At 53.3% G+C, this 10717-nt stretch carries 16 protein-coding genes; 3 read left to right on the forward strand and 13 right to left on the reverse strand.

The window, feature by feature from the left end; translation table 11 throughout:
- Window positions 1-61: 61 nt before the first annotated feature.
- The 3 genes from BLT54_RS17775 to BLT54_RS17780 form a co-directional block, all read right to left on the reverse strand.
- Window positions 62-517, reverse strand: coding sequence for a hypothetical protein (locus BLT54_RS17775; RefSeq protein WP_143026870.1), 456 nt, complete (start codon window positions 515-517; stop codon window positions 62-64).
- 46 nt (window positions 518-563) lie between these two features.
- On the reverse strand, window positions 564-689 hold the full coding sequence (locus BLT54_RS23040) for a hypothetical protein (protein ID WP_281241905.1): 126 nt from the start codon (window positions 687-689) through the stop codon (window positions 564-566).
- Window positions 690-869: 180 nt separating this feature from the next.
- Window positions 870-1298 (reverse strand): hypothetical protein, encoded by a 429-nt coding sequence (locus BLT54_RS17780; protein ID WP_143026871.1) that lies wholly within the window; start codon window positions 1296-1298, stop codon window positions 870-872.
- Between the two features lie 123 nt (window positions 1299-1421).
- On the opposite strand from BLT54_RS17780, the gene BLT54_RS17785 reads away from it, so the two are divergent.
- Complete coding sequence (locus tag BLT54_RS17785; protein ID WP_074646533.1) at window positions 1422-2042, forward strand: 2OG-Fe(II) oxygenase family protein; 621 nt, start codon at window positions 1422-1424, stop codon at window positions 2040-2042.
- A 90-nt stretch (window positions 2043-2132) separates the two neighbouring features.
- Window positions 2133-2630 (forward strand): hypothetical protein, encoded by a 498-nt coding sequence (locus BLT54_RS22325; RefSeq protein WP_143026872.1) that lies wholly within the window; start codon window positions 2133-2135, stop codon window positions 2628-2630.
- A 119-nt stretch (window positions 2631-2749) separates the two neighbouring features.
- On the opposite strand, the gene rplP is transcribed toward BLT54_RS22325, so the two are convergent.
- The 5 genes from rplP to rplB are packed head-to-tail and all read right to left on the reverse strand — an operon-like array spanning window position 2750 to window position 5392.
- Window positions 2750-3163 (reverse strand): 50S ribosomal protein L16, encoded by a 414-nt coding sequence (gene rplP / locus BLT54_RS17790; RefSeq protein WP_009574011.1) that lies wholly within the window; start codon window positions 3161-3163, stop codon window positions 2750-2752.
- 13 nt (window positions 3164-3176) lie between these two features.
- Window positions 3177-3884 (reverse strand): 30S ribosomal protein S3, encoded by a 708-nt coding sequence (gene rpsC, locus BLT54_RS17795; protein WP_074646534.1) that lies wholly within the window; start codon window positions 3882-3884, stop codon window positions 3177-3179.
- On the reverse strand, window positions 3884-4264 hold the full coding sequence (rplV, locus tag BLT54_RS17800) for a 50S ribosomal protein L22 (protein WP_009574009.1): 381 nt from the start codon (window positions 4262-4264) through the stop codon (window positions 3884-3886). The genes rpsC and rplV overlap by 1 nt, the downstream gene beginning before the upstream one ends.
- Before the next feature lie 3 nt (window positions 4265-4267).
- On the reverse strand, window positions 4268-4546 hold the full coding sequence (rpsS, locus tag BLT54_RS17805) for a 30S ribosomal protein S19 (RefSeq protein ID WP_009574008.1): 279 nt from the start codon (window positions 4544-4546) through the stop codon (window positions 4268-4270).
- 3 nt (window positions 4547-4549) lie between these two features.
- Complete coding sequence (gene rplB / locus BLT54_RS17810) at window positions 4550-5392, reverse strand: 50S ribosomal protein L2 (RefSeq protein WP_009574007.1); 843 nt, start codon at window positions 5390-5392, stop codon at window positions 4550-4552.
- A 281-nt stretch (window positions 5393-5673) separates the two neighbouring features.
- Here rplB and BLT54_RS17815 point away from each other — a divergent pair, with 281 nt between their 5' ends.
- On the forward strand, window positions 5674-7119 hold the full coding sequence (locus BLT54_RS17815) for a hypothetical protein (protein WP_143026873.1): 1446 nt from the start codon (window positions 5674-5676) through the stop codon (window positions 7117-7119).
- Between the two features lie 77 nt (window positions 7120-7196).
- Here BLT54_RS17815 and BLT54_RS17820 read toward each other — a convergent pair whose 3' ends face one another.
- The 5 genes from BLT54_RS17820 to tuf form a co-directional block, all read right to left on the reverse strand.
- Window positions 7197-7493, reverse strand: coding sequence for a 50S ribosomal protein L23 (locus tag BLT54_RS17820; RefSeq protein ID WP_009574006.1), 297 nt, complete (start codon window positions 7491-7493; stop codon window positions 7197-7199).
- Entirely contained in the window at window positions 7490-8110 is a 621-nt protein-coding gene (rplD, locus tag BLT54_RS17825; RefSeq protein ID WP_074646536.1) for a 50S ribosomal protein L4, read from the reverse strand. The genes BLT54_RS17820 and rplD overlap by 4 nt, the downstream gene beginning before the upstream one ends.
- On the reverse strand, window positions 8107-8844 hold the full coding sequence (rplC, locus tag BLT54_RS17830; RefSeq protein WP_009574004.1) for a 50S ribosomal protein L3: 738 nt from the start codon (window positions 8842-8844) through the stop codon (window positions 8107-8109). The genes rplD and rplC overlap by 4 nt, the downstream gene beginning before the upstream one ends.
- A 15-nt stretch (window positions 8845-8859) precedes the next feature.
- Complete coding sequence (gene rpsJ / locus BLT54_RS17835) at window positions 8860-9168, reverse strand: 30S ribosomal protein S10 (RefSeq protein ID WP_009574003.1); 309 nt, start codon at window positions 9166-9168, stop codon at window positions 8860-8862.
- Window positions 9169-9541: 373 nt separating this feature from the next.
- Window positions 9542-10717 (reverse strand): elongation factor Tu (gene tuf / locus BLT54_RS17840; RefSeq protein WP_074646537.1); only part of this gene is annotated, 1176 nt, incomplete at its 5' end.

A 10717-nucleotide genomic window follows, 5' to 3' on the forward strand; every position in this document is an offset into this window, starting at 1 on the left:
GGGTTCCTATAGGGGAAGCGTGGGGATAGAGCAAGGGAAAGATGGGGTTTGCAACGCAGCCCTAATGCAATGTCGCTTCAATTGGATAAATCAGTTGAAACTCTGCTGTACGAACCATTTTCGGGAACCGCGTGCCCAACTCTTTTACCAACTCACACTCAAACCGTCGAAAGCCCTCTATGAAGTCAGGCCAAGTCATGTCCACGGTGAACGCACCTCGAAACTCCATAGAAACGTTTTGTTCATTGCGAGAAAAGATCAGCCCTCCCCCAGATAGCGGCATGGCAACTGTCGTCTCATACGATGTTGTGCCCAAGAATTTCAGGGCAGATGCCTTTAGCTCAAGATAGAACTCTAACAGATATTTGCTGACCGCTTTCGTCGTGCCATCAACCCGAAAGAAAATGTCACCTTCCGTATAAAAGGCCAAGTCAAGCGAGAACACAGAACAGTCCTTGTCGGGATGCCAACCCAGCGTTCGATCGATACGAAAAGAGAAATTGTCTGCATCAGCCATCTTGAACCCGCTCGTTATGTATATTCTCGACTTTTGGCTCACCTATTCAGTCATCGACATCCAGCACAGTTCCATCATCAGCTGCCATCGTTTGAACAACATGAACATTTTCTATGTCGCCCCATGATGGGTTTTCAGGCACAAGCCCTTCTTCGGTCAATAGCTTGATCACGTCCTGTACGAGCCCCTTGCCATGAAAGTATCTCAGAGGCTTGGCGACAACCGTGAGAAAAGTTTGCCCGTTGGTGCCAATCGAAACCGGGCTTTCGGCCTAAGGGCGGTTGAGACCCTGTTTGGCTGAAAAGACCCACTCCCTAAGCTACGCATCACGTCCAGAAACGCCCTGCTTACATCATGGGTTTGGCGACGCGCCCGCCCCGTGTTTCGCCCGCGCCAGAAACCGCGTGAGCGAAATCACCCGAAGGGCTGCAACGACAAAGATCAAGATGTCGAAAATATAAACCAGCAACGGCTGTACCAAAGGATAGGCACTCATGACGTTCATCATGCTCATCTCGCGCAGCCCCATAAAGTCCGAGTAACGATACAAAAACGCCTCCGCAGTATAGAGGATCGTGATGATCAAACTGTCGCGAAATGTCGCAAACAGCATCACCCATTGCGGCTCCAGTGTGCTGGCCTCTTCCTCTTCCCGCCCGCGTCCGTAAAACGAAAAGGCGACGACAACGAGGCCTATGGCCAGAAACAAGGCCCCCACTCCAAGGGCATAAAAGACCTTTTTAAATTCCGGCGACGACATGAGATAAAACAAATTGTCCAAAGCGAAAACCTCCCGCAAAATTTGCTCTGACTGTTACGGATTGGCCGCCCGCGTGCAAGTGCCGCCTCGCCAAACTTTCCCCGCCGCGCTAAGACGGGACAAACCTTTTAGAGAGCCTGTCACATGCCCACCATCGAATCCCTCTTCGTCACCCGCCTCTATCACGCCGCCTTGTCCGAGTTTAAGCCCAAGATCGACGCGGATGAATTGGAACAGTCTTGTTATGTCATCGCCGAAGATGACGAGGCGGGTCAGGAGTGGTGTGAGGCGAATGATTATCCGGGCTACACCTCCTATGCCTCCCTCACCGATCTTGCTTGGCGCTTTCCGATCTTCAAATCCCTCGTGAAAGCCCTCGACAAACATGTCGCGGCCTTTGCCAAGGATTTGGAATTCAACCTGGACGACCGCAAGCTGGTGCTCGAAGATCTCTGGATCAACATCCTGCCCGAAGGCGGCACCCACGGCTCACACATCCACCCGCACTCGGTGATTTCCGGCACCACCTACGTGGCGATGCCAAAAGGTGCCTCTGCGCTCAAACTCGAAGACCCCCGCCACGCGATGATGATGGCCGCCCCGCCGCGCAACAAAGACGCGCGGCGTGAATTAAAGAGCTTTATCTACATGAAACCCAAGGTGGGGGACGTCTTGCTCTGGGAAAGCTGGCTGCGCCACGAAGTTCCGATGAATGGCTCGGAGTTTGACCGGATTTCCGTGAGCTTTAATTATCGCTGGGAATGAGTAAGAAATAAGACCTAGCGCATAATTCCTTGCGCCCCACCCGAATTCGGCTGAGCATAACTGAATAGAAATTGCTATTTAGGAAATAAAATGCCAATTGCGATTATAGTAGAATGGTACGGACCTTACACGTCAATTGAAGGCCTTAAAGAGGAAGCCATTGCTTGGGGCAAAAAGTCACGCACACTAACACGCACACTATATATGGGTATATCAAGCAGAGAAGCGTTAGCCGAAAGCTCCATTAATTATATCGGCCTATCAACGTCTCCCAGCTCTCGGTTTGGCAAACACGAAAAGATGAATGATCCGATCAACAACGCATATTATCTTGGAGAAATTGCAACCGCTGGCTTGTCTGGAAGACGGACCCTAAAAACACCGACAGACCTGCACACCGCTGAAGGCGCACTTATTCATAAGCTGCAACCGACACTGAATACTTCAAGGAAAAGAACAGCGCCAAAAGACTGCGTCGTGATTTATTCGCGCTTTTGGGACATGAATGATGGTGTAACACCGATCCCCACCCCCGAGTTTTTTCCTGAGTTGATTGCCTATAACTCATATACTGAGAGTTGGTTATAAACAAAAACCCCCGCCGATTTCTCGACGGGGGGTATATTTTTCAACTGGGGCGCGGCCCGCAGGTGTCTATGACACCCGCTCCACCGCTTGTGCGCAGGTGCCCCGTGGGGCACCCACTTTTACCAGTCTTCGCGGACCACGGTGCGGGTTTTGATCGGGAGTTTCATCGCGGCAAGGCGCAGGGCCTCACGTGCGACTTCTTCCGTCACGCCGTCGATTTCGAACATCACGCGGCCGGGTTTGACCTTGCATGCCCAATAATCAACAGAACCTTTACCTTTACCCATACGGACTTCGGTCGGTTTCGAGGTGACCGGCAGATCCGGGAAGATACGGATCCAAACGCGACCCTGGCGTTTCATGTGGCGGGTCATCGCACGACGAGCTGCCTCAATCTGACGCGCGGTGACGCGCTCGGGCTGAACGGCCTTGAGGCCGAATGTCCCGAAAGTCAGGTCAGAGCCGCCTTTGGCTTGACCATGGATCCGGCCTTTGTGGGCCTTGCGGAATTTTGTACGCTTTGGCTGAAGCATATCTCAGATCTCCTTAGCGACGGCCGCGGTCGCCGCGAGGCGCCGGACCAGCTTGAGCTTCTTCGGCGCGACGGTCATGAGCCTGCGGGTCATGTTCCATAATCTCGCCTTTGAAGATCCAGGTTTTGATGCCGATGATGCCATAAGCCGTGGAGGCTTCGGCATGAGCGTAATCGATGTCAGCACGCAAAGTGTGCAGCGGCACGCGACCTTCGCGATACCATTCGGTCCGTGCGATCTCGGCACCACCAAGACGGCCAGCGACGTTCACTTTGATACCCAAAGCGCCCATGCGCATGGCGTTCTGAACCGAACGTTTCATGGCACGACGGAAGGACACACGACGCTCAAGCTGCTGTGCAATCGACTCGGCCACGAGAGCGGCGTCGAGTTCCGGCTTGCGCACTTCAACGATGTTGAGGTGCAGCTCGGACGCGGTCATCGCGGCGATTTTTTTGCGCAGACCTTCGATGTCCGCGCCTTTTTTGCCGATGATGACACCCGGACGGGCGGTGTGGATCGTGACGCGGCACTTGCGGTGCGGACGTTCGATGATCACACGGCTGATGCCGGCTTGTTTGCACTCTTCTTTGACGAAGTCGCGGATTTTGAGGTCTTCCAAAAGAAGATTCCCATAATCCTTGGTGTCGGCGTACCAGCGGCTGTCCCAGGTGCGATTGACCTGGAGGCGCATACCGATCGGGTTAACCTTATGACCCATTAGTTTTGCTCCTCAACTTGACGCACCTTGATGGTGATTTCCGCAAACGGCTTCATGATCTTGCCAAACCGGCCACGCGCGCGCGGGCGACCGCGTTTCATGGTCAGGTTTTTGCCAACCCAAGCTTCGGCAACGATGAGTTCATCGACGTCGAGGTTGTGGTTGTTTTCGGCATTGGCGATCGCAGACTGAAGACATTTCTTCACGTCAGCCGCAATACGCTTGTTGGAGAACGTGAGGTCCGTAAGGGCCTTGTCCACTTTCTTACCACGGATCATCTGAGCCACGAGGTTCAGTTTCTGCGGCGAAACGCGAAGCATTTTGGTTTTGGCCATTGCTTCGTTGTCAGCCACGCGACGGGGATTTGCTACCTTACCCATGACTTACTTCCGTTTCGCTTTTTTGTCAGCAGCGTGACCATAATAGGTGCGGGTCGGCGAATACTCACCGAACTTCTGACCAATCATGTCTTCTGTGACGTTGACGGGGATGTGCTTGCGGCCGTTGTACACACCAAAGGTGAGACCAACGAACTGCGGCAGGATGGTGGAACGGCGGGACCAGATCTTGATGACCTCGTTGCGACCGCTCTCGCGAGCTTTTTCGGCCTTTTTGAGGACGTAAGCGTCCACAAACGGGCCTTTCCAGACAGAACGTGCCATATCTTAGCGACCCTTCTTCTTAGCGTGACGCGAGCGGATGATGAGCTTGCTGGACGCCTTGTTCTTGTTGCGCGTTTTCGCGCCTTTGGTCGGTTTGCCCCATGGCGTCACCGGGTGACGACCACCAGAGGTCCGGCCTTCACCACCACCGTGCGGGTGGTCGATCGGGTTCATAACCACACCACGCACAGACGGGCGGATGCCCTTGTGGCGGTTGCGACCGGCTTTACCGAAGTTCTGGTTGGAGTTGTCAGGGTTCGACACGGCACCAACGGTGCACATGCATTCCTGACGGACCAAACGCAATTCGCCAGAAGACAGGCGGATCTGAGCGTAGCCACCGTCACGACCAACGAACTGAGCATAAGTCCCAGCAGCACGCGCGATTTGACCGCCTTTGCCAGCTTTGAGCTCAACGTTGTGGACGATTGTCCCGATCGGGAGACCGGAGAACGGCATGGCGTTGCCCGGCTTCACGTCAGCCTTGGCAGAGGCGATGACTTTGTCGCCAACGGCCAGACGCTGCGGAGCCAGGATGTAGGCCTGTTCGCCGTCTTCATATTTGATAAGCGCGATAAACGCGGTGCGGTTCGGGTCATATTCGATCCGTTCCACAGTCGCTGCGACGTCAAACTTGTTCCGTTTGAAGTCGACGATACGATAGAGACGCTTTGCCCCGCCGCCTTTGCGGCGCATCGTGATCCGTCCGGTGTTGTTCCGACCGCCATTCTTGGTCAAACCCTCAGTGAGGGATTTGACCGGGCGGCCTTTCCAAAGCTCCGAACGGTCGATCAGAACCAACCCACGTTGGCCAGGCGTCGTCGGTTTATACGACTTGAGTGCCATTCTTTCTGTCTTCCGTCTAGCTGAGGCGGATCCTGTAACTGGTCCGCCTGATGTTTAGCCCCCCGAAGGTGGCCATGTTGTAGGCCCCTTCAACCAAATGAGAGGTGCCCGAATTCACAATACCAAGAGGCCTCAGAACGAATCCGAGGCCACGCGATGGGTGCGTTTAGCAAGGATGGGTGGGGGTGTCTAGGGGGGAGTGGGGTTTCTCACCACATCTGTCGCTTTGACTTTTCACCCGTTCCGCACAATGATTACCATACGAATTGGGGAGATTGCATTTGAGTATTTTCGCGACAGAGTTTCCGGCCAGACCAGATATTAACAAAGCTAGGTTCACCGCCGCAGCAATTGCATGGATAAGAGGGATAAAAGCAAGCCGTGTTTTGGAAGAATTTGATGCCAAAGAGCTCTACCATGACGACGCATGGCTCGAAACGAATGCCGGAGAGGCATTAGCGCTTAAATCATATGAGCATAATAGCATTTCCGCATTCGGTGTTCGTCTCGAGATACCCGACGACATGGGTAGAAAATGGCGTACTGAATGCGTTTATTCACGCTTCGCTGACGCTGCCTTTCTGCGCATAAGAGGGCAATGCTTTGCTGTTGAACCACATGCGGTTTTAGAAACACCCAAAAAGCCATATTTTATCTCTCAATCAATTGAAGACAATTGGACTGCTTCAGACGGCAAACTACAAATCCAATCAACGCCTCATTACTTGCAAACAAATGCATTAAGTCTAGCGCAGGCTATACTGACAGGGCACGCTACTGAATTTCTTCCATGCATTTATGTCTCTCGTAACAATGACAATAGCTTGCCTCTCGATCCAAATCGGCTCGCGAAAAAAATTGCAGGGCTTGGGCACATAGTTGTCGAGCCTGACAGAGGTTTTTCATTTGAGCTAATGAATGCCAGTAATCGCGAAAACCCGTATGCTGGTGCGATAGGGATATTTGCCCCTAGTGGCAAACAGCTAAGCCGTCTATTCAGGAAAGCAGATGACCGATCTGGTTATAAACTGGAGACACTGTGCGCTTTTAGTGTGAATTCCTTCATGTCCGGTCTGGCCGCAAAACGCGGATGGGAATGGCAGCAAATTCAAGAAGAACAATCGCGCCTTCTTCGTGGGCAGATTTCATCAGAATCAACGGACAGTTTCAATGAATATATTGATTATGTAGATGCTGAACTTAAGGCTAAAGACGAACAAATTGAAAACCTGAAGACGCTGCTAGAGATCGCTAAGGCATCAAGCTCAAATGAAACCATGGATTCATCCGACCTGCTTCCAATCGCTTTGGCAAAGGTTATTGGAAGGGAGCTGTATGAGGGTGAATTTTCTGATCGCCTTAGATTTATTATAAAGCAAATGGCCGTCCTTCCAAACTTAGATGTGGACGAAAGAACTTCAGCGTTCGCTCAGGAATTTGTCAAATCAACAAACTTTACTGGGCGTGCTGCTTCGCTCATTGTCCAAATCAAGGCCGCGAGTAAAGACGGTAACGAAATGCCAAAGAGGCTTGGGGCACTTCTTTCAGCAATGGGCTATTCGAAAACCCAAGAAGGCAAACATCTAAAGTTTAAGGCACCAAGCGATCTGTTTGGGATGGCCGATGAGGTATTGCCTTCTACGCCAAGCGACTCTCAACGTGGTGGGAAAAATCGAGGTGGGGACATTATTAGACATCTCGGGCTTTCAAATCTGCGTGGAAACTAACCTCACAACAAACAAAAAACCCCCCGGCTCTCGCCGAGGGGCTTCTTCATTTCTAACCAGATCCAGTCCGAAAGGACTTAGAGACCGGTGGACACGTCGATCGAGTTGCCTTCTTCGAGTGTCACATAGGCTTTTTTGACGTCTTTGCGTTTGCCAAGCATCCCGCGGAAGCGTTTCGTCTTACCTTTGGTGACGACGGTGTTGATGGCTTTCACCTTCACACCGAACAGCTCTTCAACGGCTTTTTTGATCTGCGGTTTGTTGGAGTCGATGGCGACTTCAAAAACAACAGCACCGTTTTCAGAAGCCATCGTGGCTTTCTCAGTGATGATCGGCTTACGGATCACGTCGTAAAGTGCAGCTTTCGTGGTCATTTGAGGCGAGCCTCCAGAGCTTCGACAGCCGAACGCGTGAGCACGAGCGTGTCACGTTTCAGAATGTCGTATACGTTTGCGCCCATCGTCGGGAGAATATCAACACCAGCGATGTTCGCAGCAGCCGCTTTGAAGTTGGCGTCAATCTCAGCACCGTCGATGATCAACACGCGCTTCCAGCCTTGCTCTTTGATCGCTTTGGCGAGGAACGCGGTCTTTGCTTCTGCGAGTTTCGCATCTTCAAGGATCACGAGGTTGCCAGAGCCAGCCTTTGCAGACAGAGCATGCTTAAGCCCGAGTTTACGGAACTTTTTCGTCAGCTCGTGACCGTGCGAACGCGGTGTCGGGCCTTTGTAAATCCCACCTTTACGGAAGATCGGAGCCTTGCGGGAACCGTGACGTGCGCCACCGGTGCCTTTTTGGCGATAGATCTTCTTGGTCGAGTAGGACACTTCCGAGCGGGTCTTTACCTTGTGGGTGCCGGCCTGCGCGTTGTTGCGCTGCCAACGGACCACACGGTGCAGAATGTCGGCACGCGGCTCGAGGCCAAACAGGGCCTCATCGAGATCCAAAGTGCCGGCTTTGCCGCCGTCGAGTTTGATCACATCAAGTTTCATGCTTCACCCCCTTCTACTGGTGCTTCTGCAGCAGGAGCTTCAGCGACCGGAGCTTGTGCGGATTTCAGAGCAGCCGGAAGCGGCGCGTTCTCTGGGAACGGCTTTTTCATGGCGTCTTTGACCGTAACCCAGCCACCTTTGGAGCCCGGAACGGCGCCTTTGACCATGATCAAGCCACGGTCAGCGTCGGTGCGAACGACCTGAAGGTTTTGGGTGGTGACGCGGGCAGAGCCCATGTGACCGGCCATTTTTTTGCCTTTAAAGACTTTGCCCGGATCCTGACACTGACCCGTGGAGCCGTGCGAACGGTGGGACACGGACACACCGTGCGACGCACGCAGACCGCCAAAGTTGTGGCGTTTCATCGCACCGGCAAACCCTTTACCGATGGATGTCCCGGACACGTCAACGAACTGACCTTCAAAGTAGTGCTCGGCAGAAATTTCTGCGCCGACTTCGATGAGGTTGGCTTCGTCCACGCGGAATTCCGCAACTTTACGCTTCGGAGCCACGTTTGCAGCGGCAAAGTGACCGCGCATAGCTGCCGAGGTGCGTTTTGCTTTTGCGTTGCCAGCACCGAGTTGAACAGCTGTGTAGCCGTCTTTATCAACGGTACGCTGAGCCACAACTTGCAGGTTTTCGAGCTGAAGAACGGTCACAGGGATCTGTTTGCCGTCTTCCATGAACAAGCGGGTCATGCCCACTTTCTTCGCGATGATACCAGAGCGCAACATATCTACGTGCCCTCCTTAAACTTTGATCTCGACGTCAACACCAGCGGCGAGGTCGAGCTTCATCAGCGCGTCAACGGTCTGGGGCGTCGGATCAACGATGTCGAGAAGACGCTTGTGCGTCCGGATCTCAAACTGATCGCGGGATTTTTTATCGATGTGCGGACCACGGAGAACCGTGAACTTTTCGATCTTGTTCGGAAGCGGGATCGGGCCACGGACAGTCGCGCCGGTGCGCTTTGCCGTATTTACGATTTCCTGGGTGCTGGAATCGAGCACGCGGAAATCAAATGCCTTCAGCCGAATGCGAATATTTTGCGACTGCATAATATAGCCTTTCGCGGCTTAAAGTTGAGAGGTGGAAAACGCACCATTGCGCCGCCACGTCGAACTGAAAAGGGCGAGTCACGACTCACCCTCCTCTTTCACACGAAGTGAATTGCTGCCCAATACAGGGGGGATTGGAGCAGATCAACATCTAATGCCGATACCCGTGTGATTTATTGGGATTTTACGCGGTTTTGTCTTTGCAAAAAGGGCGCCCCGAGGGACGCCCTTTCTTAATCACAACCGTTATGGGTTCTCATTGCTTTTGCAAGCAAAAGCAACTGCCACCCGCTGGTCAGAGTTTCTTACAGAAACTCGACCTTACTCAACGATCTTCGACACACCTTATTCGTGCGTCTCGTGATCGTCTCGCTTACTCAACGATCTTCGACACAACGCCGGAACCGACCGTGCGGCCACCTTCGCGGATGGCGAAGCGCAGGCCTTCTTCCATCGCGATCGGCGCGATCAGTTCAACGTTGAACTTCAGGTTGTCGCCCGGCATCACCATCTCGGTGCCTTCCGGCAGAACAACAGTCCCGGTCACGTCGGTCGTGCGGAAGTAAAACTGCGGACGGTAGTTTGCGAAGAACGGCGTGTGACGGCCACCTTCTTCTTTGGTCAAAATATAGACCTCAGATTCAAACTTCGTGTGCGGCTTCACCGAACCCGGCTTACACAGAACCTGACCACGCTCAACGCCTTCACGATCCACACCACGCAAAAGCGCGCCGATGTTGTCGCCAGCTTCCCCGCGATCCAGGAGTTTGCGGAACATTTCAACGCCGGTACAGGTCGTGGTTTTCGTGTCACGAATGCCAACGATTTCAATGCTGTCGCCAACGTTGATCACGCCGCGCTCAATACGGCCGGTCACAACAGTGCCACGGCCAGAAATCGAGAACACGTCCTCGATCGGCATCAGGAACGGCTCGTCAACCGCACGCGGCGGCTGCGGAATATAGGCGTCAACTGCGGCCATCAATTCACGGATCTTGTTTTCGCCAATTTCCGGATCACGACCTTCAAGAGCGGCCAAAGCCGACCCCGCGATGATCGGAATATCGTCGCCCGGGTAGTCGTACATGGACAGAAGCTCGCGGATTTCCATTTCGACGAGTTCCAAAAGCTCTTCGTCGTCAACCTGGTCCACTTTGTTCATGAACACGACCATGGCAGGGATACCAACCTGGCGACCCAAAAGAATGTGCTCGCGGGTCTGCGGCATCGGGCCGTCAGCGGCGTTCACAACCAGAATCGCGCCATCCATCTGAGCCGCGCCAGTGATCATGTTTTTCACATAGTCAGCGTGACCCGGGCAATCCACGTGCGCGTAGTGACGGTTTTCCGTCTCATACTCAACGTGCGCCGTGGAAATCGTGATCCCACGCGCTTTTTCTTCCGGTGCACCATCAATCTGATCGTAGGCTTTGAATTCACCAAAATATTTGGTGATCGCTGCCGTCAGCGTCGTTTTACCGTGGTCAACGTGGCCAATCGTGCCGATGTTGCAGTGCGGTTTGGAACGCTCAAACTTTTCCTTAGCCAT

The sequence above is a fragment of the Celeribacter baekdonensis genome (genome assembly GCF_900102315.1).
In the GTDB taxonomy this organism is placed as follows: Bacteria; Pseudomonadota; Alphaproteobacteria; order Rhodobacterales; family Rhodobacteraceae; genus Celeribacter; species Celeribacter baekdonensis.

Coding starts and splice junctions, on each gene's coding strand:
- BLT54_RS17775 (WP_143026870.1), bottom strand. CDS start 517: ATGGCTGATGCAGACAATTTCTCTTTTCGTATCGATCGAACGCTGGGT.
- BLT54_RS17785 (WP_074646533.1), top strand. CDS start 1,422: ATGCCCACCATCGAATCCCTCTTCGTCACCCGCCTCTATCACGCCGCC.
- BLT54_RS22325 (WP_143026872.1), top strand. CDS start 2,133: ATGCCAATTGCGATTATAGTAGAATGGTACGGACCTTACACGTCAATT.
- rplP (WP_009574011.1), bottom strand. CDS start 3,163: ATGCTTCAGCCAAAGCGTACAAAATTCCGCAAGGCCCACAAAGGCCGG.
- rpsC (WP_074646534.1), bottom strand. CDS start 3,884: ATGGGTCATAAGGTTAACCCGATCGGTATGCGCCTCCAGGTCAATCGC.
- rplV (WP_009574009.1), bottom strand. CDS start 4,264: ATGGGTAAGGTAGCAAATCCCCGTCGCGTGGCTGACAACGAAGCAATG.
- rpsS (WP_009574008.1), bottom strand. CDS start 4,546: ATGGCACGTTCTGTCTGGAAAGGCCCGTTTGTGGACGCTTACGTCCTC.
- rplB (WP_009574007.1), bottom strand. CDS start 5,392: ATGGCACTCAAGTCGTATAAACCGACGACGCCTGGCCAACGTGGGTTG.
- BLT54_RS17820 (WP_009574006.1), bottom strand. CDS start 7,493: ATGACCACGAAAGCTGCACTTTACGACGTGATCCGTAAGCCGATCATC.
- rplD (WP_074646536.1), bottom strand. CDS start 8,110: ATGAAACTTGATGTGATCAAACTCGACGGCGGCAAAGCCGGCACTTTG.
- rplC (WP_009574004.1), bottom strand. CDS start 8,844: ATGTTGCGCTCTGGTATCATCGCGAAGAAAGTGGGCATGACCCGCTTG.
- rpsJ (WP_009574003.1), bottom strand. CDS start 9,168: ATGCAGTCGCAAAATATTCGCATTCGGCTGAAGGCATTTGATTTCCGC.